The organism is Methylocystis echinoides (assembly GCF_040687965.1).
Taxonomy (GTDB): Bacteria; Pseudomonadota; Alphaproteobacteria; order Rhizobiales; family Beijerinckiaceae; genus Methylocystis; species Methylocystis echinoides_A.
In genome coordinates this window covers 239,767-260,000 of sequence record NZ_CP156084.1, presented here as the reverse complement: position 1 = coordinate 260,000, position 20,234 = coordinate 239,767, and the positions used below count along the sequence as shown (strand labels likewise).

16 protein-coding genes, 2 tRNA genes, 2 rRNA genes and 1 riboswitch (1 of these 21 running past the window's edge) are annotated in these 20,234 nt (G+C 65.2%); of the genes, 7 read left to right on the top strand and 13 right to left on the bottom strand.

Going from position 1 to position 20,234, the window contains the following annotated elements:
• The 4 genes from RVU70_RS01305 to RVU70_RS01290 form a co-directional block, all read left to right on the top strand.
• Window positions 1-35: transfer RNA gene (locus tag RVU70_RS01305), tRNA-Ala, on the top strand; it begins 41 nt to the left of the window's first position.
• Between the two features lie 326 nt (window positions 36-361).
• Window positions 362-3,300 (top strand): 23S ribosomal RNA (locus tag RVU70_RS01300).
• Between the two features lie 60 nt (window positions 3,301-3,360).
• Window positions 3,361-3,476, top strand: a 5S ribosomal RNA gene (gene rrf / locus RVU70_RS01295).
• Window positions 3,477-3,552: 76 nt separating this feature from the next.
• Window positions 3,553-3,629, top strand: a tRNA-Met gene (locus RVU70_RS01290).
• A 217-nt stretch (window positions 3,630-3,846) separates the two neighbouring features.
• On the opposite strand, the gene RVU70_RS01285 is transcribed toward RVU70_RS01290, so the two are convergent.
• From RVU70_RS01285 to RVU70_RS01230, 12 genes are read right to left on the bottom strand one after another with little or no spacing between them, the layout of a single operon-like run.
• Window positions 3,847-5,148: a cobyrinate a,c-diamide synthase gene (locus RVU70_RS01285; protein ID WP_363349298.1), complete on the bottom strand. Its 1,302-nt coding sequence runs from the start codon at window positions 5,146-5,148 to the stop codon at window positions 3,847-3,849.
• Window positions 5,145-5,909 carry a precorrin-4 C(11)-methyltransferase gene (cobM, locus tag RVU70_RS01280; RefSeq protein ID WP_363349297.1) on the bottom strand — a complete coding sequence of 255 codons (765 nt, stop codon included), beginning with the start codon at window positions 5,907-5,909 and terminating at the stop codon, window positions 5,145-5,147. Before cobM ends, RVU70_RS01285 begins: the two co-directional genes overlap by 4 nt.
• Window positions 5,906-6,301, bottom strand: coding sequence for a cobalamin biosynthesis protein (locus RVU70_RS01275; protein ID WP_363349296.1), 396 nt, complete (start codon window positions 6,299-6,301; stop codon window positions 5,906-5,908). The genes cobM and RVU70_RS01275 overlap by 4 nt, the downstream gene beginning before the upstream one ends.
• On the bottom strand, window positions 6,298-7,500 hold the full coding sequence (gene cbiE, locus RVU70_RS01270; RefSeq protein WP_363351167.1) for a precorrin-6y C5,15-methyltransferase (decarboxylating) subunit CbiE: 1,203 nt from the start codon (window positions 7,498-7,500) through the stop codon (window positions 6,298-6,300). Before cbiE ends, RVU70_RS01275 begins: the two co-directional genes overlap by 4 nt.
• 1 nt (window position 7,501) lies before the next feature.
• Window positions 7,502-8,254 (bottom strand): precorrin-3B C(17)-methyltransferase, encoded by a 753-nt coding sequence (gene cobJ / locus RVU70_RS01265; protein ID WP_363349295.1) that lies wholly within the window; start codon window positions 8,252-8,254, stop codon window positions 7,502-7,504.
• Complete coding sequence (locus RVU70_RS01260; RefSeq protein ID WP_363349294.1) at window positions 8,251-9,015, bottom strand: precorrin-2 C(20)-methyltransferase; 765 nt, start codon at window positions 9,013-9,015, stop codon at window positions 8,251-8,253. Before RVU70_RS01260 ends, cobJ begins: the two co-directional genes overlap by 4 nt.
• Window positions 9,012-9,644: a precorrin-8X methylmutase gene (locus RVU70_RS01255; RefSeq protein WP_363349293.1), complete on the bottom strand. Its 633-nt coding sequence runs from the start codon at window positions 9,642-9,644 to the stop codon at window positions 9,012-9,014. The genes RVU70_RS01260 and RVU70_RS01255 overlap by 4 nt, the downstream gene beginning before the upstream one ends.
• Entirely contained in the window at window positions 9,629-10,939 is a 1,311-nt protein-coding gene (cobG, locus tag RVU70_RS01250; protein WP_363349292.1) for a precorrin-3B synthase, read from the bottom strand. Before cobG ends, RVU70_RS01255 begins: the two co-directional genes overlap by 16 nt.
• Window positions 10,923-14,237 carry a cobaltochelatase subunit CobN gene (gene cobN / locus RVU70_RS01245; RefSeq protein ID WP_363349291.1) on the bottom strand — a complete coding sequence of 1,105 codons (3,315 nt, stop codon included), beginning with the start codon at window positions 14,235-14,237 and terminating at the stop codon, window positions 10,923-10,925. Before cobN ends, cobG begins: the two co-directional genes overlap by 17 nt.
• A 6-nt stretch (window positions 14,238-14,243) precedes the next feature.
• Window positions 14,244-15,278, bottom strand: coding sequence for a cobalamin biosynthesis protein CobW (gene cobW / locus RVU70_RS01240; RefSeq protein ID WP_363349290.1), 1,035 nt, complete (start codon window positions 15,276-15,278; stop codon window positions 14,244-14,246).
• Window positions 15,275-15,943 carry a CbtA family protein gene (locus RVU70_RS01235; protein ID WP_363349289.1) on the bottom strand — a complete coding sequence of 223 codons (669 nt, stop codon included), beginning with the start codon at window positions 15,941-15,943 and terminating at the stop codon, window positions 15,275-15,277. The genes cobW and RVU70_RS01235 overlap by 4 nt, the downstream gene beginning before the upstream one ends.
• A 19-nt stretch (window positions 15,944-15,962) precedes the next feature.
• Window positions 15,963-16,145: a CbtB-domain containing protein gene (locus RVU70_RS01230; RefSeq protein ID WP_363349288.1), complete on the bottom strand. Its 183-nt coding sequence runs from the start codon at window positions 16,143-16,145 to the stop codon at window positions 15,963-15,965.
• Between the two features lie 48 nt (window positions 16,146-16,193).
• Window positions 16,194-16,387, bottom strand: a riboswitch (cobalamin riboswitch).
• 35 nt (window positions 16,388-16,422) lie between these two features.
• On the opposite strand from RVU70_RS01230, the gene cobO reads away from it, so the two are divergent.
• Window positions 16,423-17,037: a cob(I)yrinic acid a,c-diamide adenosyltransferase gene (gene cobO / locus RVU70_RS01225; protein ID WP_363349287.1), complete on the top strand. Its 615-nt coding sequence runs from the start codon at window positions 16,423-16,425 to the stop codon at window positions 17,035-17,037.
• 166 nt (window positions 17,038-17,203) lie between these two features.
• On the opposite strand, the gene RVU70_RS01220 is transcribed toward cobO, so the two are convergent.
• Window positions 17,204-17,386, bottom strand: a complete 183-nt coding sequence (locus tag RVU70_RS01220) for a hypothetical protein (protein WP_363349286.1) — start codon at window positions 17,384-17,386, stop codon at window positions 17,204-17,206.
• Window positions 17,387-17,805: 419 nt separating this feature from the next.
• Here RVU70_RS01220 and RVU70_RS01215 point away from each other — a divergent pair, with 419 nt between their 5' ends.
• A complete protein-coding gene (locus RVU70_RS01215) occupies window positions 17,806-18,825 on the top strand; it encodes a 30S ribosomal protein S2 (RefSeq protein ID WP_363349285.1) in 1,020 nt (339 codons plus the stop codon).
• Between the two features lie 133 nt (window positions 18,826-18,958).
• Entirely contained in the window at window positions 18,959-19,885 is a 927-nt protein-coding gene (gene tsf / locus RVU70_RS01210; protein WP_363349284.1) for a translation elongation factor Ts, read from the top strand.
• Window positions 19,886-20,234: the final 349 nt, after the last annotated feature.

Sequence of the window (20,234 nt, the reverse complement as noted above, 5' to 3'; positions counted from 1 at the left end):
TGAGGTCGTCGGTTCGATCCCGTCTGGCTCCACCAGACGGCGCGATCGCCGATGAGGGGCGTTCGGCTCGAAGAACCTTGGAGAAACCGAATTCGCATTGCGCGCCGAAAGGCCCGATGCGTTGCTGTCTGTCATCGTGAAGAGGAAACATATCCGATCGTTTATCGAGCGGAGGTTTGATTGTCTGCATTCGTGCGGCTTGATCGGGCTTCGCAACGCTTGAGAAGACGGGCCGCCAGTTGTGAGCGTGGCTTGACCGCGACGCTCTCGGATATGTTCGAAGCAAATGGTCTTTCTATCGAACCCACGCATGGCTTGCCATGCGAACCTCTGCCGAGGGGTGGGCGTCGATAATGAGAGCGATCAAGTGCCTTAAGGGTATTCGGTGGATGCCTTGGCGCTGAGAGGCGATGAAGGACGTGGTACGCTGCGATAAGCCGTGGGGAGGTGCGAACAACCTTTGATCCGCGGATTTCCGAATGGGGAAACCCACCTTCGATCTCTGTTATTCCGAAGAGTTTGATCTGCGCGCACAGCGTCGGATCAACGTCATTGTGTTCCTTGATGAGGAACGGCGGGCTTTGTTTCTTAGCGTCGCGCAGCGACGCCAGGAGCGACTGCGACGCCGAGCCCATGCGAGGGGCGCGCCGCTTGCGGCGCAAAAACACAATGTCTTTGGACTAACAGAGATCATGAGAAGGTATTTATGACTGAATCCATAGGTCATAAAAGCGAACCCGGTGAACTGAAACATCTAAGTAACCGGAGGAAAGGACATCAACGAGACTCCGTTAGTAGTGGCGAGCGAACGCGGACCAGGCCAATGCTCATAGTCTTTTAACTCGAACCGACTGGAAAGTCGGGCCATAGTGGGTGACAGCCCCGTAGGGATTTCGAAGGCTATGGGATACGAGTAGGGCGGGACACGTGCAATCCTGTCTGAACATGGGGAGACCACTCTCCAAGCCTAAGTACTCCTCAGCGACCGATAGTGAACAAGTACCGTGAGGGAAAGGTGAAAAGCACCCCGACGAGGGGAGTGAAACAGTCCCTGAAACCGGATACCTACAAACAGTCGGAGCCCGCAAGGGTGACGGCGTACCTTTTGTATAATGGGTCAGCGACTTAAAGTAACGAGCAAGCTTAAGCCGGTAGGCGTAGGCGCAGCGAAAGCGAGTCTGAACAGGGCGTTCAGTTCGTTGCTTTAGACCCGAAACCGAGTGATCTAGCCATGAGCAGGTTGAAGGTGCGGTAACACGCACTGGAGGACCGAACCGGTGTCTGTTGAAATAGACTCGGATGACTTGTGGTTAGGGGTGAAAGGCCAACCAAACTCGGAAATAGCTGGTTCTCCGCGAAAGCTATTTAGGTAGCGCCTCGCATGTATTCTCCAGGGGGTAGAGCACTGGATGGGCTAGGGGGTCCCACAGACTTACCAAACCCAACCAAACTCCGAATACCTGGAAGAACTATGCGGGAGACACACGGTGGGTGCTAACGTCCATCGTGGAGAGGGAAACAACCCAGACCAACAGCTAAGGCCCCCAATTCGTGGCTAAGTGGGAAAGGATGTAAGAATCCCAAAACAACCAGGAGGTTGGCTTAGAAGCAGCCATCCTTTAAAGAAAGCGTAACAGCTCACTGGTCTAAATAAGGGTTCTCGCGCCGAAGATGTAACGGGGCTCAAGCCACGAGCCGAAGCTTTGGGTTCATCCGCAAGGATGAGCGGTAGCGGAGCGTTCCGTAAGCCGTTGAAGGAGTAGCCGTGAGGCGCTCTGGAGGTATCGGAAGTGCGAATGCTGACATGAGTAACGAGAAACACTGTGAAAGACAGTGTCGCCGAAAGTCCAAGGGTTCCTGCGTAAAGTTAATCTTCGCAGGGTTAGCCGGTCCCTAAGGCGAGGCCGAAAGGCGTAGTCGATGGGAATCACGTTAATATTCGTGAGCCAGTGGATGGTGACGCGTTGCGGAAGTCGTTCGAACTTACTGGATTGTTCGGGCGGCCTAGCGGCGCCAGGAAATAGCCTCCACATCAGACCGTACCCGAAACCGACACAGGTGGACTGGTAGAGCATACCAAGGCGCTTGAGAGAATGACGTTGAAGGAACTCGGCAATTTACCTCCGTAACTTCGGGATAAGGAGGCCTTCGGTTTGGGCAACCAGATCGGAGGGGCACAGACCAGGGGGTGGCAACTGTTTAACAAAAACACAGGGCTCTGCGAAATCGCAAGATGACGTATAGGGTCTGACGCCTGCCCGGTGCCGGAAGGTTAAGAGGAGAGGTGCAAGCCTTGAATTGAAGCCCCGGTAAACGGCGGCCGTAAATATAACGGTCCTAAGGTAGCGAAATTCCTTGTCGGGTAAGTTCCGACCTGCACGAATGGCGTAATGACTTCCCCGCTGTCTCCAACGTCAGCTCAGTGAAATTGAATTCCCCGTGAAGATGCGGGGTTCCTGCGGTCAGACGGAAAGACCCCGTGCACCTTTACTGTAACTTTGCATTGGCATTCGTGTCGGCATGTGTAGGATAGGTGGTAGGCTTTGAAGCATGGGCGCCAGCTCGTGTGGAGCCACCCTTGAAATACCACCCTTATCGTCATGGATGTCTAACCGCGCTCCGTCATCCGGGGCCGGGACAATGCATGGTAGGCAGTTTGACTGGGGCGGTCGCCTCCCAAAGAGTAACGGAGGCGCGCGATGGTGGGCTCAGAGCGGTCGGAAATCGCTCGTCGAGTGCAATGGCATAAGCCTGCCTGACTGCGAGACAGACAAGTCGAGCAGAGACGAAAGTCGGTCATAGTGATCCGGTGGTCCCTCGTGGAAGGGCCATCGCTCAACGGATAAAAGGTACGCCGGGGATAACAGGCTGATAACCCCCAAGAGTCCATATCGACGGGGTTGTTTGGCACCTCGATGTCGGCTCATCACATCCTGGGGCTGGAGAAGGTCCCAAGGGTTCGGCTGTTCGCCGATTAAAGTGGTACGTGAGCTGGGTTCAGAACGTCGTGAGACAGTTCGGTCCCTATCTGCCGTGGGTGTAGGAGAATTGAGAGGATTTGTCCCTAGTACGAGAGGACCGGGATGAACATACCTCTGGTGGACCTGTTGTGGCGCCAGCCGCAGTGCAGGGTAGCTATGTATGGACGGGATAACCGCTGAATGCATCTAAGCGGGAAACCCACCTCAAAACGAGTTCTCCCTCGAGAGCCGTGGAAGACGACCACGTTGATAGGCCGGGTGTGGAAGCGCGGCGACGCGCGTAGCTTACCGGTACTAATAGCTCGATTGGCTTGATCGCTCTCATTTATCAACGCCCATCCAAAATAGAACGACCATTTGCTTCGATGTGTTTCGCCGGCCTGGTGGCCTTCGGCGAAGCGATCAGACCCGATCCCATCCCGAACTCGGCCGTCAAACGCTTCAGCGCCAATGGTACTATGTCTCAAGACCTGGGAGAGTAGGTCGTCGCCAGGCCTGCCAAACACATCAACCTTCCTCTTCCGATCACACACATAGCGCCGCCCAAAAGCGGCGCTTTTTAGCGTCTCGGCGCGGGGTGGAGCAGCCCGGTAGCTCGTCAGGCTCATAACCTGAAGGTCGCAGGTTCAAATCCTGCCCCCGCATCCAAGACGTCCTAATCCCCAATAAATCTGAAGCCAAGCGCGAGCCAGAAGCAGGGCCTTCAGGCGTGCGATTGCATTGCAGCAATTTTTTCTTGACACTTGTGCGATGCAGCATTATGAATATGGTTACGCAGCGAGATTGGTCTCGCTCCGTAGCCCTCCTTGGGCGTTTCCTCCCTTGACTTGGGCCGCTGGTCTTCCGGCGGCCCCTTTTTTTTGTCTTACGCAATGAGGTGGAAGAAGGAGCCCGAAACGGCGCCGGTCCGCAGGCCCTCGGTTTTGTCCGTTTCGCCGTACGCGTCCCTGGCCAGAACGAAGGGCTCGCCCGATTGTCTCACGACTGTGGCGTAGTGAAATTCGTGGCCCCGGAAGCTCGCGCCCTTTTTTCCCAGGAAGTGGTCGGCGGCGAGTTCGGCCTGCCGGTAACCGAGATGCAGCTTGCGCGTGGCGAAACTGGTCTCGAGATCCAGGAGGCCCGCCATCTCATGGGCCGCGCCCTTGGCGTCGATCAGGGAGCGGCCGAGAACCATGAACCCCCCGCATTCCCCATGTATCGGCCGCGTCTTGGCGAAATGACGTAGGCCCGAGAGGAAGTTGCGGGATTGCGCCAGCCGCCCCGCGTGAAGTTCCGGATATCCGCCGGGCAGCCAGCAGAGATCGCAATCCGGGGGCGGCGCTTCGTCGGCCAGCGGCGAGAAGGGAAGAAGTTCAGCGCCAGCCGCGCGCCAGCCCCGCGCGTGATGGGGGTAGAAAAAGGAAAAGGCGTCGTCGCGGGCGACGGCGATTCGTTGCGCCGGGGGCTTTATCGCAAAAGCGGGCGCGGGCGAGACGCGGCCGGCGCGGGCAGCTTGCGCGATTCCCTCGATGTCGAGACGCCTCTCGACGAAATCCGCAAGCGCATTCAGCCGTCCGTCGAGGCCCTCGGTCTCATTGGCCTGTACAAGGCCGAGATGCCGCTCGGGGAGACGGACCGTTTCGTCCCGGGGCAGCGCGCCGAAAAACGGCAAGCCCAACGCCGCGACCGCGTCGGCGACGAGCCGAAGATGGCGCTCGCTGCCAACGCGATTGGCGACGACGCCCGCAATCGTCAGCCGCGGATCGTGGGACGCGAGGCCGCGAATGACGGCCGCCGCCGTCTGCGCCTGTCCGGAAACGTCCTGCGCGAGCAGAACGGGCCAGCCCAGCAGGGCGGCGATATCGGCGCTCGCGCCGACTCCCGCCGCGCCGCCCGGCGCCCCGTCGAACAGCCCCATCGCGCCTTCGGCGATGATGATGTCGGCGTCGGCGCTGGCAAGCTCGGCCAATGCGGCGATCGCGCCGGGGGCCATGGCCCAGGAATCGAGGTTGAGGCTGTCGCGCCCAGTCGCCGCGGCGTGGAAGGCGGGGTCGATATAGTCGGGGCCGCATTTGACGGCGCTGACGCGCAGGCCGCGCCGCGCCAACGCCCGCATGAGCCCGAGCGCCAGCGTCGTCTTGCCGGAGCTCGACCGCGCCGCTGCGACGAGCAGGCCGGGCGCCGTCACCGCTCTCCTCGCGGCCGGAAGCGCCGATCGTAGTTCGCATCATAGAGCGCGCTTTCGCGGAAATCTTCCGCGCCGAGAGAGGGGCCGACAAGGATCAGCGCCGTACGCGCCATCGGCGCTCGGGCGGCGAGCGTCTCGATGTCCGCGAGCGTGCCGCGCACGATCGTCTCATCCGGCCAGGAGGCGCGATAGACGAGGGCCACGGGGCATTCGGGGCCGTAGAAGGGCGTCAGCTCTTCGACGACGCGCGCCAGCACATGGATGGAGAGATGGATCGCGAGCGTCGCGCCCGACTGGGCGAAGATCGGGAGCGTTTCCCGCTCAGGCATGGCGGAGGCGCGCCCCGAGGTGCGCGTCAGGACGAGCGACTGCGCGACCTCGGGCAGGGTGAGCTCGCGTTGCAGCGCGGCGGCGGCGGCGGCGAAGGCGGGGACACCCGGCGTCATCGTGTAGGGAATGCCGAGGGCGCGCAGGCGGCGGGTCTGTTCGCCGACCGCGCTCCAGATGGAGAGATCCCCCGAATGCAGGCGGGCGACGTCGAGGCCCTTCTCATCGGCGGCCTGCATTTCGGTCAGGATGTCGTCGAGCGATAGCGGCGCCGTGTCGACGATGCGCGCGTTTGGCGGACAATGCGCGAGGACCCCTGCCGGTACGAGAGAGCCGGCGTATAGACACACGGGGCAGCGCGCAATGAGATCGCGGCCGCGCAGCGTCAGCAGATCGGGCGCGCCGGGGCCGGCGCCGATGAAATGTACGGTCATTCTGATTCCTCTGCGCCGATCGCCAGCGCGCAGGCCACGTAAGGCGTCGCAACGCGGGGCGCGAGCAATCGGCTTCCGGGTCCCGCGCCCACGAGCGCGGCGGCTTCGGCGACGCTGCCCACGCCGAACATGGCCTGCACGCGCGGCGAGTGAGTCGGGGCCGCGCCCTTTCGCGCCTTGAGCGCTTCAAGCGGCAGGAAAAGAAGTTTGACGCCGAGCGTCTCCGCCGCTTGGCGCAGCCCGGCTTCGTCGGCCTTGCTTTCGAGCGTGAACAGCGTCAGCGACGAGAGCGGCGCGCCATGGCGGGAAGCGACCTCGCGCACGAGATCCACGACGGCTTCCGCCGCCACGCCTCGGCGGGCGCCAATGCCGGCGGCGTAACGTGCGCTCACGCTTTCACTCCGCGCCATTGCAGCACCGCCATGGCGGGATCGAGCGCGTGAAAGCGCCCGACCGGGCGGGCGCGCGAGATTTGCAGATGTGTGAGGTCGCCGCCTTTTTCTTCGAAGGCTTGCGTCAGCAGCGTCTGCGTTTCGAGCGTGACCGCGTTGACGACGATGCGGCCGTGAGCGGGCAGCGCGCGCCAGGCCGCCTCCAGCGTTTCGGCATTCGCGCCGCCGCCGATGAAAATGGCGTCAGGGGCTTGCAGATCAAGCAACGCCTGAGGCGCTGCGCCCGTGACGATTTCAAGATCGGGAGTTCCGAGCGCGAGGGCGTTTCGCGCAATGCGCGCCGCGCGCAGCGCATCACGCTCGATGGCGACGGCGCGATTGCTGGGATCGCTCAGCATCCACTCGATCGAGATCGAGCCCGAGCCCGCGCCGACGTCCCATAAGGTTTCACCCTTGCGCGGCGCGAGCGCCGAGAGCGTAACGGCGCGAATTTCACGCTTGGTGAGCTGGCCATCATTTTCGAACCAGTCGTCGGGCAGACCGGGCGCGCGTGGGATCATGCGCGCGCTTGGATCAGCAACGATCTCGATCGCGACTGTGTTGAGCGCGGCGACGTCGTCAAGACAAAACGCGTCAGCGCGCGTCTCGTGGATGCGTTCTTTCGGGCCGCCGAGGCGTTCGAGCACGATCAGCCGCGACGCGCCCATGCCGTTTGCGGTGAGGCGTTGGGCGATACGCGCCGGCGTCGTCTCGTCCCATGAGAGCGCAAGGAGGCGCGCGTGCGGCTGCAAATGCGGCGTGAGACGCTCGAAAGCGCGCCCATGCAGGGACAGCAAAGCGCAATCCTGCTGACTCCAACCGAGCCGCGCGGCGGCGAGCGAAAAAGCGGACGGCGAAGGGATGACGAAGATTTCCTCGCGCGACACATGCCGGCTGATGAGATCGCCGACGCCGTAGAAGAAGGGATCGCCCGAGGCGAGCACGACCGTCGGGCTGCCGCGCTCGGCCAGAAGGCGCGGCAGGGCGTCCGTGAGCGGAGAGGGCCAGCTCAGCTTTTCCGCCGCCGCGTCGCCTATGAGCGCAAGATGTCTTGCGCCGCCGATGATCAGCCTCGCATTGGCGATGAGCGCGCGCGCGGCAGGCGGCAGCGACTCGATCCCTGCTTCGCCGATGCCGATGATGGAGAGCCATTTCTCCATTCTAGAGCGCCTTCCGCGAACTATAGACCCAATCGCGGGCGCCGCGGCGCGCAATGCGACGCGTGCCGCTTGCGCCGATGACGACGAGCGTCGCCATGTCGACCTGCGCAGGGTCGACGCCGTCGAGTTGCGTCAGGATGATTTCTTCCTTTTCCCGGCCCACGGATTTGGCGAGGCCAACGAAAGTCTCGCCGGGAAGAAAGCGCCGAAGCAGCGCAAAAGCGTCGGCGATGCGCGTCGGGCGGGCGCGGGAAGCCGGATTGTATAAAGCGATGACGAAATCGCCGCGCGCCGCATGTTCCAACCGCTTCTCGATCACATCCCAGGGTTTGAGATTATCCGAAAGCGATATCGCGCAGAAGTCGTGCCCGAGCGGCGCGCCGAGCCGCGCTGCCGCGGCCTGCATGGCGGAGACGCCGGGGAGCACGCGGATGTCGAGATCGCGCCATTCCTGCGGGCCGTGATCGACCGCTTCGAAAACCGCCGCCGCCATGGCGAAGACGCCGGGGTCTCCGCCCGACACGACGGCGACGATGCGTCCGCCCTGCGCGCGCGTCAGCGCCTCGCGCGCGCGGTCGAGCTCGACGCGATTGTCGCTTGCGAGCCGGGTCTGGCCTTCACGCAGGGGCACGCGCGCGACATAAGGTTCGTAGCCGATAATGTCCTGCGCCTCGACGAGCGCTTCGCGCGCTTCGAGGGTCAGCCAGCGTTCATCCGCCGGCCCGAGCCCAACGATGTAAAGACGGCCGCTCACGGACGACGGCCCTGTCCCGGCACAAGCGCCATGGAGAAATAGGGCGCCGCGTCATCCAGCTTCTCGCTCATCGGCATGATTTTCTCGCCGGCCATCGCGCCACGCTCGACATAGATCGCCCGCGACAACACGCCGGCGCGCTGCATGGCGCGGCGGAGTTTTGCGAAATTGCCGCCGAGTTTCATCACCACGGCGGCGTCGGTTCCGGCGAGACGCGCGGCGAGCGTGTCTTCGTCGAGCGTCGCGGGCAGAACGGTAAGAATGTCGTCTCCCCATGTCATGGGCTGTCGCGCCGCCGCGAAGCAGCCCGACATGCCGGAAACGCCGGCGCAGATATCGACGCGGAAGCGCGGCTCGAGCCGCGTGAACATATGCATGAAGGAGCCGTAGAACAGCGGATCGCCTTCGCACAGCAGCGTGACGTCCTGTCCCTGTTCGAGATGGGCGCAGATGCGCGCGGCGCTTTCCTCGTAAAACCCCGCGAGCGCGGCGACATAGGCCGGATCGTCGAACGGGATTTCAGTCGTGACGGGATAGAGAAGCGGCAGTTCTTCGCGGACCTTCGGAAAGTAGCGCTCTGCAATGCCGCGCGCGTGGCTCGCGCGGCCGCGCTTGGCGAAATAGGCGATGATCTTGGCTTCGCCGATGAGGCGCGCCGCCTTGACGGTCACGAGTTCGGGGTCGCCGGGACCAAGCCCGACGCCGATCAGCGCGCCGAGCGTCACGGCGCGCTCCTGCGATCTTGCGGGCAGAGCGTTCATTCCTTCTCGCTCGCCAGCGCGTTGATGGCCGCCGCAGCCATGGCGCTGCCGCCTTTGCGGCCCTTGACGATCGCGTAAGGGACGCGCCCGTCGGCGGCGAGCGCCTCTTTCGATTCCGCGGCGCCGACGAAGCCGACCGGCATGCCGATCACCGCCGCGGGAAGCCCGGCGCCTTCGTCGAGCATCTCGAGCAGGCGAAACAGCGCCGTCGGCGCATTGCCGATCGCAACGACGGCGCCGTCGAGTCGATTGCGCCACAGCTCCATGGCGGCGGCGCTGCGCGTATTGCCGAGCTCGGCGGCGATCGTTGCGACATCGGGCTCGGCCAGCGTGCAGACAACCGGATTTTGCGCCGGCAATCGCGCGCGCGTGACGCCATGGGCAACCATATTGGCGTCGCAAAGAATGGGCGCGCCACGGCGAAGGGCGGCTTTGGCGTCTGCAACGAAGGTCGGCGAAAATTCGATGTCGTCGGCGAGCTCAACCATGCCGCAGGCGTGGATCATGCGCACGGCGACTTTTTCCTGCTCTTGCGTAAAGCGCGCGAGATTGGCCTCGCTGCGAATGATTGCGAAGGAGCGCTCGTAGATCGCCGCGCCGTCGCGGATGTAGGTCAGGGCGTCGGACATAGCTTTTCCTTTGTGCGCGCGGCGAGCGCGCTTTCCAGGGCGTCGATCGTCAGCCCCTTCAGATGCGCAGCGTCGCCGGCGCCGCCGTTTTCGACAAGGTCGAAAAGGCCGTTGCTGGCGATGAGCGTGACGGGCGCGCTTTTCGGCCGTGCGCAGCCTTTGGCGCAGCCGGAAAGATGGAGCCCGACGCCATCCGTCCCTGCAAGCTTTTGCGCGAGTGGCGCAAGGCGCGCAAGATGCGCGCGCGTCTCGCCCTGCGCCTGCGGACATTCCGGCGCGCCGGGGCAGGCGACGACGGCGAGCCGCGGGTCATCCGACGAGACGATGAGGCCCCGCGCGGCGGCCTCGGCGACGATGCGCTGCGCCGCTTCGCGCGTCTCCGTTGGAATAAGAAAGGCGCGCCAGGGCGTGAGGCGGAGCTCCGAAGAACCGTGTTCTCGCGCCAGCGCCGCGAGGCGCAAAAGCTCCGCAGCCGTCCAGCGGCCGAACGGCGCGGCGACGCCCGCATAGCAGACGCTGGTTCCGACGGCGCCGAGAAAGGCGGCCGGCGCCGCTTGCCTGGGTCGCACGTAAGCTTCGGCTATTATCTCCGCCTTATTCATCACAGCGTCCACGCCGAGGCGGGCGACGAGGCGGCGCATGCGGCGCAGCTCGAACGCGCCATCGCGCAGCCCTACAAAAGCCCGGGCGAGGCTGAGCGCGGCGGGAACGGCTTCGGCCGGATCGAGAACGGCGGCGCGATCGTCGCCGCCGGCCAGGCTGACGGCGACTCTGTCTCCTTGCGCCGCCTCGATGCGGATGTCCGCTTCCACGTCGTCCAGCGGCGGGGGACCGCCGTCGTCGATGGCAAAGAGGAATTTCGGCGGGAGCGCGCGCAGCGACGCATCCGCTTGCAGCCCTTGCGCCAGTTCGGCCGCGAGCGCATTGGCGTCGAAGGCGCCCACGCCGAGGCCGGCGAGCGGAGCGGCGACAATATTTGTCACGCGTTCAGCGTCAGCGTCGGGCGCGAGCAGGCCGGCGGCGTCGAGACGCTGCAGCGCATCGCCGAGCGTGGCTTCGCTCACGCCGCGCAGCTGCAATTGCGCGCGTTGCGACAAATCGATGAGGCCATTGCCGCAAGCGGATGCGATCTCGGCCAGGGCCTCGATTTGGGCCGCGGCGATGCGCGAGCCGACGATTTTGGCGCGCATCAGCAAGCCGTCGTTGCTCTGCATCGGGGCGTACGCGCCCGGACACCAGCCTTTCACTTCTGGGGCGCCGGGGCGCCGGCCCTTGATTTCAGGCGCGCCCGACATCGGCGCCTCCGATATCGGCCAGCACATCCTGCACGCTGTTGCGGCGCGTGCGCCAAAGTTGACGCGCCAGCGCGTCGCTGAATACGCGCGCGATCGCCTCCAGCGCGCGCGGGTTCTCTCGGCCAAGAAAATCGCGCACGTTTTCGTCGCCGAGCGTGGCTGAGAATGCGAGCTCGAATTGCGCGTCGCTGACAAGCCCGCTCGTCGCCGCGAAGGCGTAAAGATTGTCAATCGCCTCGGCGATCTCAGCGCCGCCGCGATGGCCGTGACGCATCTGGCCGTCGAGCCAGCGTGGGTTCGCAAGCCGCATGCGCAGCACGCGCGCGACCTCGTCCTTGAGCGGCCTTGCGCGCAAGGCGTCGGGTCGCGTCGCGTCGAGATGCACCAGAGCGGCGTCGCCGCCGAGCATTTTGTTCGCCGCGGCGAAGCCGCCTTCATAGTCGACGAAGGCGGGGCCGGTCAGCACGTCGACTTCGGCCATATCCTGCACATGCACATGCGCGTCGGCGCGCGCCACCTGCGCGCTGAAGGCGTCGCGCGCCGGCGCGCTTTCGCCGTTGCGGTCGAGCGCGTGGCCGCCAGCGGAAAGAAAGGCCTGCGCGAGATCGTCGCGCGAGCCCCATTCGCCGCGCACGACCTTGTCGCTCACGCCGAGCCCGTAGCTTCCCTGCGCCGCGCCGAAAATGCGGGCAAGGTCGGATGCTTCTTTCAACGGATTGAAGTCTGCGTCTTCGTCCAGCGCGGCGACGGCGCGCACGGCGTCGTCGAAGAGCGCGATGAGCCCGGGAAACATGTCGCGGAACAGGCCGGAGACATGCAGGGTCACGTCGACGCGCGGAAAGTCGAGCTTGGCCTGCGGCAGGATTTCGAAACCGATGACGCGCGCGCTGGCGTCGTCCCAGCGCGGCGCGACGCCCATCAGCGCCAGCGCCTGCGCGAAATCCTCGCCACCCGTGCGAATGGCGGCGCTGCCCCAGAGATCGAGCATGATCGCGCGCGGGAACTCGCCATGAGTCTGCGCATGGTTCGTCATGATTTCCCGAGCGGCGCGGCGGCCGATGTCATAGGCCGTCTGCGTCGGCGCATGGCGGGGGTCGATGCAATAGAGATTGCGGCCCGTGGGCATCACGTCGGCGCGGCCGCGCGAGGGCGCGCCGGCGGGTCCGGGCTCCACGAAACGGCCCGCGAGCGCGGCGATCAGCGCACGGCGCTCCGATGCGGCGCAGGCGTTGCGCGCCGGGTCGGCGTGGGCGCGCCCGAAGACATGCAGCCCGTCGCCGATGCGCAGCTCCTTGAGGTCGCACATCCAGGCGTCGAGACGCGCCAGCGTCTCCGCAAGGTCGGTCTCGCGCGTCGCGCCGCATTCTTGCGCGAGTCCGCTGCGCTCGGCTTCGTCGACGATGGCCTCCGCGATCAGCCTGGCGCGCCGCGGATCGAGCGACGCAGCCGCCGCATATTCGTCGAGCAGCGTCTCTATTCGTTGCGCCTTGTCGTAGACTTCGGCTTGCACGAGCGGCGGCGTCAGATGGCCGATGACGACGGCGCTCGTCCGTCGCTTCGCTTGCGCGGCTTCGCCCGGGTCGTTGACGATAAAGGGGTAGATGAGCGGCGTCGGCCCCAAGACGACCTCGGGCGCGCAGTCCGGCGACAACATCACCGATTTGCCGGGCAGCCACTCCAGCGTGCCATGCGCGCCGAGATGAATGAGCGCGTCCATCCGACGAACATGACGCAGCCAGAGATAGAAGGCGACATAGGCATGGCGCGGCGGGCGCTGCATGTCATGATAGGTTTCGTATCGCTCCGCGCGCGCGCCGCGGTCCGGCTGCAGGGCGACGACGAGATTGCCGGCTGTAAGGCAGGAGAAGCGAAAGGCGCCGTCTTCAATAGCCGGATCGTCTTGCGGCGCGCCCCATGTTTCATTGACGCCGGCAACAAAATTATCGGGGAGGGCCGTGAGCAGGCGCGTGTAATCGACGAGCGCAAAGTCGACGCTTTCCGCGCCTTCCTCCAGCGCGCGAATGAGTCGAGCGGGAGAAAGGTGAGCGGCCTCGTTTGCTTGGTGGAGGGGAGGGCCGACCGAGTAACCCGCTTCCTTCAGCGCCTCGACAATCTCCGCAACGCTCGCCTCGGCGTCCAATCCGATCGCATAGCCGCCTCGTCCACGGCGCGCGGGGTAATCCGAAAGGATCAGCGCGATGCTTTTCTCGCCGTTCGGCTTGCGGCGCAGGCGCGCCAAATTCGCCGTGAGATCGGCGACGAAAGCGATGCGCGAAAGCTCCGGCGCGTGGCGCGGTTCGGCGAGCTCGGCGGCGCCGCGCGCGGCGGTCTCCTTGAAGGAGATGGCGCGCGTGAAGATGCGGCCGTCGACTTCCGGCAAGACGACGTTCATCGCGAGATCGGCGCCATTGGCGCCACGCGCGGAGGCCGCCCAGGCGGCGCGCGTCGAGGTCGCCAAAGCGACCTGCAAGACCGGCGCGTCGGCGCGATCGAGCACGCAACCGCCGTCACGCCGCGCGGAGAAGGCGGTGGCGTTGACAATAACGTCGGGCGCAAAACGATCGAGCGATTGCGCGACGAAAGCCTCGCTTTCGCTTTCCTTGAGGCTCGCCACATAAAGCGCGTCGACGGCAAAGCCGCGGGCGCCTAAAGCCTCGGCCAGCGCCTCGATGGGCGCGACATCGTCCGCGAGATAGAGCGAACGGTAGAACACGATCGTCGCGCGCGGCGCATCGCCCGCGGCGCTGAAACAGGCGGCGTCGAAGCGGCCCGCGCTGGATACAGGCGCGCTTTCACGCCAGGCGGCCGGACGCCCCGCGAGGGTCGACGCGTAGGCGAGGAACGAACGCAGATTGTCTCGCCCCCCCTCCTGGAAAAAGCGCCAGATGCGATGCAGCGCCGCCGCGTCGAGCGTCGACGCCTGCGCAAGCCGCATGTCGGCGACCGTATCGCCCGGCACGACTGCGAGCGCCACGTCATGGGCGCGGGCGAGCGCCGCGACCTGCTCGACGCCATAGGCCCAATAATCCTTGCCGCCCAAGAGCCGCACGACGATGAGCTTCGCATGGCGCGCGACGGAGTCGAGATAGAGATCGACGGAATAGGGATGCGTCAGCTGCGCGAGCTGGGCGCAGCGCAGGCTCGCAAGCCTCTCGCGCGCCTCGTCATGCAGGCGGGCGACGAGGCGCAGCTCCGAGTCGGAGAAAGACAGAAAGACAATGTCGCCCGGCGTTTGCTTGAGATCCGTCGCCGCGCCGGCGTCGTCGAGGCTATGAAGATCGCGCGGAAGGAGATGCATGGCGCGTCACGGCTGGGCCAGCGCGGCGGCGATGGCGTCGCGATCGAGACCCTTCTGGCCGATCACGACGAGCCGGCTCGCGCGCTCTTCGCCCGGATTCCAGGCGCGATCGAAATGGTGCTGGATGCGCGCGCCGACGCCCTGCACGAGCAGCCGCATCGGCTTGCCGGCGACCTCGACAAAGCCCTTGATGCGCAGCACGTCGTGGGCGCGCGCGACGTCTGCGAGTTTCGCAACAAGCGCAGCCGCGTCGGACGCGGCGGGCAGGCTCACGACGAAGCTGTCGAAGTCGTCGTGATCGTGATCGGGCTCGGCGTCGTGATGCGAGGGGCGATTGTCGAGATCATTTTCCGCCGCCGCAGCAAGTCCGAGCAGCACGAGCGGATCGACCCTGCCTTCATGCGCGCGCACGAGTTTCACCGCCGCGCGCGCGCCCGACGTGAGACGCGCGGCCACCTCGCGCGCTTCATCTTCGTCGAGCAGATCGGTCTTGTTGAGGATGACGAGATCGGCGCAGGCAAGCTGATCCTCGAACACCTCTTCGAGCGGATTGTCGTGGTCGATCGTCTCGATCGCGGCGCGTTCCTCGGCGATCGCGTCAAGATCGTCGGCGAAGCGGCCTTCCGCCACCGCCTTGCCGTCAATGACGGCGATCACGCCGTCGACGGTCAGCCTCGAGCGGATCGCCGGCCACTCGAAGGCCTTTACCAGCGGCTTGGGCAAAGCGAGGCCGGACGTCTCGATGATAATGTGATCGGGCCGCTTTTCATGCGCGAGCATCGCTTCGATGGCCGGCACGAAATCGTCCGCCACCGTGCAGCACAGGCAGCCATTGGCGAGTTCGACGATATTTTCGTCGGGGCAATTCTCGACGCCGCAGGCGCGCAGAATGTCGCCGTCGACGCCGACGTCGCCGAATTCATTGATGACGAGGGCGAGACGACGGTCGCGGGCGTTCTCCAGCACGTGACGGATCAGCGTGGTCTTGCCGGCGCCCAGAAAGCCGGTGACGATGGTCGCTGGGATTTTCTGCGCGCTCATGCCGCCTCCGTTTCATCGCGTGACGAGAGCCGCCAGACGAGGCCGGCGAGCGCGCCGGCGAGCACCCAGCATGTCGCCTGCACTGCGAGCGACGCGGCGGCGAAACGCGCGGCGAGTTCAGCCGGAACCGTGCTTTCGGGCGCCGCCGGCGTCGGCCAGAAAAAATGCGGGGCGACGAGCATCGCGACGCCGAGCGCTCGGGCGACGACGGAGTCTCCCCGTAAAAGCGCATAAAGGCCCGACGCCGTCGAAACGGCCGTGGCGAACCACCAAAGCTGACGGCCCACAAGATCGGTCTCCGCCGCGCCGGGAAGCTGCGGCGCGAGGCCGAGGCTGGTGGCGAGGCCAGTGGCCGCGAAAGCGCAGGCGCCCCACAGCGCGGCGCGGCGCGGGCCGATCGCATCGCCCGACGCCAGCATGCCGGCGAGCAGGATCAGCGCATAGCCGATGCAGACGGCGACGGTTGCAACGCTCGTCGCCGCGGTGCGCCGCAGGCCCTCGAAAGCGGGCGCCGACTGTTCGGCGGCGTCACGCGCATGCTGCGCCGCCTCATAGACCTCGGCGGCGAGGATGAGGGGAGTGGTGGTGACATGCTGCAGGGCCGCGACAGCGAGTCCCGCAACAACGCCGGCGACGAGGCCGGCCGCCAGAAGGCGCGCGATCACGGGTCGCGTGGCGCGGCGATCAGTGACACGGGAAAGAGAGCGCGTGGCGCGAATCATGCGCCGCGTCGTGAACGCTCTGGGAATTGGCGAAGCCGGCGCCGTAGACGAGGCCGACGCCAAGCACAAAGGCGACGAAGGCGGCTTTGAGAACTTCCGCGCGCGAGGTTGCAAGCGAGCGGACGGCGGCGGTGTTGGTCGTCATGCGACGTCTCCCTGCCGCCCCACCGGCGGCGAAATGTTGCGACAGGCGATGAAGCATCGCCGCGACGGCAGGTCTCCTGGCTTCCGGTGCATCATCCGCGCCGCCTTCCCAAGCCTTTCGCTCAGTGGCCGATGGCGCAGCCTTCCCGGTTACAGTTGCGGGGGCAGCCGCGGTTTTGGGGCGTGCCCGCACCGCGTTCCCTGTTCGCCTTCTTGCGAAGGACCGTCGCGACCAGTCATATGCGTTGGTTCTGTAGACGTCAAATGAGGAGTCCGGCTTGACGGAAGAGGAAAACGACGCCGCGCGCCGCCACCGCGCCAAGATGGAAAAGCGCAAGGCCGTGCAGGACGCCGAGGTCGCCGGCAAGACCATCGCGCAACAGGGCCTGCTCATGGTCCACACCGGACCGGGCAAGGGAAAATCGACTGCGGCCTTTGGTCTTGCCTTACGGGCGCTTGGCCACGGCTGGAAAGTGGGCGTCGTGCAGTTCGGCAAGGGCCAGTGGCGCAGCGGCGAGCGCGAGATGCTCGAAAAGCTCGGCCCGGTGTCCTGGCATACGCTGGGCGAGGGCTTCACCTGGGAGACGCAGGACCGCGCTCGCGACGAAGCGGCCGCGCGCCGCGCCTGGGACAAGGCCTGCGAATTGATGGATGACCCCGACGTCCGCCTGCTGGTGCTCGACGAGCTGAATATTTCGCTGCGCTACGACCATCTCCCGCTCGAAGAGGTTCTCTCCCGACTCGGGTCGCGACGCGCCGACCTTCATGTCGTCGTCACAGGAAGAAACGCCAAGCCGGAACTGATCGCGGCCGCCGACCTGGTGACAGAAATGACGCTGGTGAAACATCATTTCTCGGCGGGCGTGAAGGCGCAGGCGGGGATCGAGTTTTAGTCCGACAGGCGCGTGCGCATGGCGTCGCGCCGCTCAAAAAAGGAGGCCGACGCTCGAGCTTGTCGAGACCGTCGGCTCCCATTTGCTCGACCACATAGAATATGGCCGACCCTGCAAAGACGAGACCGGGAGCGAAGCCCCCGGCAAGTCCATGGCAGGGGTATGATTACTGAACCATGCGAACGGTGCGGCCGACGCCCGGATCGGTGCCGTTGCCCGTACCGTTGGTGCCCTCGGGGGAGATCCAGTCCGGAACCCACGTGAGAGCGACGATGACGAAGCCGACGAAAGCGGCAACCCAGATCAGCATCTTGCCAATGTCGCCGGAGTTGTGAACGTTGACGGCCATGCGTTTTCCCCCTGTTGTTTTTTTACCAGAATGCTTGCCGCATCGAGGTAACCCTAGCTCGATTCAAAACGCTTGGCAATGCGCCTGTAAAACCGGTTTTTAAGGGTTCAAAATTGCCATATAAGCCAATAAGTTCATGGCATTAGACTGCGACAACAGGTCGCGGAGGAAATAATTTTTGCGTCGCAAAATTTAAAGTTTTCGCCCTCACGGGTCCTTTCCCGGCGGGCTGCTCGGGCGCGCGCGGGGGTCGGCGCGCAACCGGCGCGACGAGGCTATTGCTCCTTGGCTGCGCTTCGCCTATAAGCGCGCGCATCCCACAGGCGAAAGTCTCACGGCGTCTGATCCAAGACGTCGTTTCCGGTGGTCGGATTTCCGGCCCGTCCAAGCTTTCGCCGAGGCTCAACCGGAGAAAAAACATGGCGATTCCCGATTTTTCCATGCGCGGCCTTCTCGAGGCGGGCGCTCATTTCGGCCACCAGGCGCATCGCTGGAACCCGAAGATGGCCCCTTATATCTTCGGCGCGCGCAACAACATCCACATCATCGACCTCGCCCAGACGGTGCCGCTGCTGCATCAGGCGCTGAAGGTCGTCTCCGACACGGTGGCCAAGGGCGGCCGCGTGCTCTTCGTCGGCACCAAGCGCCAGGCGCAGGACCAGATCGCCGACGCCGCCAAGCGCAGCGCGCAATATTACATCAATTCCCGCTGGCTCGGCGGCACGCTGACCAACTGGAAGACGATTTCCGGCTCCATCAACCGTCTTCGCAAGCTCGACGACCAGCTCTCGGCCGGCGCCCAGGGCGTCACGAAGAAGGAACGCCTGCTGCTGACGCGCGAGCGCGAGAAGCTCGAAAAGGCGCTGGGCGGCATCAAGGACATGGGCGGCACGCCCGACCTGATCTTCGTCATCGACACCAACAAGGAGCAGCTCGCGATCAAGGAGGCCAACCGCCTCAAGATCCCGGTCGTGGCGATTCTCGACACCAACTGCGATCCCGACGGCGTGACCTTCCCGATCCCCGGCAATGACGACGCCGGCCGCGCCATTGCGCTTTACTGCGATCTCATCGCCAAGGCGGCGATCGACGGCATCTCCCGCAGCCAGGGCGCGCTGGGCGTCGACCTCGGCGAGGCCGAAGCGCCGGAAGCCGAGCCCGCGGTCGCCGACAGCGCTGGCGCCGGCGCGGCTTATGAGTCGACGGAAGCCTTCGAGCTTCTCGCCGCCCCGCGCGGCGCGCCCGACGATCTCGCCAAGCTGAATGGCGTCGGTCCGCAGCTCGTCAAGAAGCTCAATGACGCCGGCGTCTTCCATTACTGGCAGATCGCCGCGATGACGCCCGCCGACGTCGAGAAGGTCGACGCCGATCTCAAGCTCAACGGCCGCATCTCCCGCGACGGCTGGGTCGATCAGGCGCGCGCGCTTTTGTCCGCGTAACGCGGACCGTCATTTTTTGGCTTTACCCCGGGCGCCGGCTCTTTCCTGAGCCGGCGCCCGTCGCAATAAACGCCCCAGAGAGCCGGGAAGCCGCCCGCATGCTTCCAACCGGCGAAACAGAAGGATTTCAACCATGGCCACGATCACCGCCGCCCTCGTCAAGGAACTGCGCGAGAGCACTGGCGCCGGCATGATGGATTGCAAGGCCGCGCTCACCGCGACCGAAGGCGAATTCGAGGCTGCGGTCGACTGGCTGCGCAAGAAGGGTCTCTCCAAGGCCGCCAAGAAGGCCGATCGCGTCGCCGCCGAAGGCCTGGTCGCCGCGCTGACCGGGGACAAGACCGGCGTCGTCGTCGAGGTGAACTCCGAGACCGACTTCGTGTCGCGCAACGCCGACTTCCAGACGCTCGTTAAGAACATCGCCGAAGTCGCGCTGAAGAGCGGCAAGGCTGACGCCGCGGACCTCGGCGCGCAGGCCTATCCGGGCGGCGGCACGGTCGCCGAGAACGTCACCAGCGCCGTCGCCACCATTGGCGAGAATCTCACGCTGCGCCGCGCAGCCGCGCTCACGGTCGGCGACGGCGTCGTCGGCCGCTATGTGCACGGCCAGGTCGTCGACGGCCAGGGGAAGATCGCCGTCATCGTCGCGCTGGAGTCTACGGGTGACAAGGAAGTTCTCGCCAAGCTCGCCCGCGAGATCGCGATGCATGTCGCCTCGGCCAATCCGCAGGCGATGGACGCGTCGGGCCTCGACCCGGCCGTGGTCGAGCGCGAGGCCAATCTGCTGCGGGAGAAGAACGCCGGCAAGCCGGAGAACGTGCTGGCCAAGATCGTCGAGTCGGGCGTGAAGACCTTCGCCAAGGAAGTCTGCCTGCTCGATCAGGTCTCCAACCACCCGGAGCACAACGGCAAGACCGTCGCGCAGGCGGTGAAGGAGCTCGAGGGCAAGGCCGGCGCGCCGATCGCCATCAAGGGCTTCATCCGCTACGCGCTCGGCGAGGGCATCGAGAAGCAGACGAGCGACTTCGCGGCGGAAGTGGCCGCGGCGGCGAAGGGCTAAGGCCCCGCGGGCAGGCCGGGGCGCTCACGCCTCCGCCGCGCCAAAAACCAGGCATTCATGCCCCTCATGCTTCGAGACGCCGCCTTCGGCGGCTCCTCGGCAGGAGGGGCTTTTCATTTTTGCGGCGCTCACTGAGGCCTTATCCAGCCGCGCGCGCCGCGCGCGTGCGAAGCACGAGGCCGCCTCGCAATCCGATCAGCAACTGAGCGGGCGGGACGATTCATTTCCTTCGTTTCCGCCGGGCCCGCGGCCGAGCATCCTGAAACAATCCCGATTCCCCCGCGTTTCGCCGATTGGCGGGGCGCCGGGAGGGTTGCGATGCCTGCGCATGAACATCCAATCGAAGAAA

Coding starts and splice junctions, on each gene's coding strand:
- cobM (WP_363349297.1), bottom strand. CDS start 5,909: ATGACCGTACATTTCATCGGCGCCGGCCCCGGCGCGCCCGATCTGCTG.
- cbiE (WP_363351167.1), bottom strand. CDS start 7,500: ATGGAGAAATGGCTCTCCATCATCGGCATCGGCGAAGCAGGGATCGAG.
- RVU70_RS01260 (WP_363349294.1), bottom strand. CDS start 9,015: ATGAACGCTCTGCCCGCAAGATCGCAGGAGCGCGCCGTGACGCTCGGC.
- RVU70_RS01255 (WP_363349293.1), bottom strand. CDS start 9,644: ATGTCCGACGCCCTGACCTACATCCGCGACGGCGCGGCGATCTACGAG.
- cobG (WP_363349292.1), bottom strand. CDS start 10,939: ATGTCGGGCGCGCCTGAAATCAAGGGCCGGCGCCCCGGCGCCCCAGAA.
- cobN (WP_363349291.1), bottom strand. CDS start 14,237: ATGCATCTCCTTCCGCGCGATCTTCATAGCCTCGACGACGCCGGCGCG.
- cobW (WP_363349290.1), bottom strand. CDS start 15,278: ATGAGCGCGCAGAAAATCCCAGCGACCATCGTCACCGGCTTTCTGGGC.
- RVU70_RS01230 (WP_363349288.1), bottom strand. CDS start 16,145: ATGACGACCAACACCGCCGCCGTCCGCTCGCTTGCAACCTCGCGCGCG.
- RVU70_RS01220 (WP_363349286.1), bottom strand. CDS start 17,386: ATGGCCGTCAACGTTCACAACTCCGGCGACATTGGCAAGATGCTGATC.
- RVU70_RS01215 (WP_363349285.1), top strand. CDS start 17,806: ATGGCGATTCCCGATTTTTCCATGCGCGGCCTTCTCGAGGCGGGCGCT.
- tsf (WP_363349284.1), top strand. CDS start 18,959: ATGGCCACGATCACCGCCGCCCTCGTCAAGGAACTGCGCGAGAGCACT.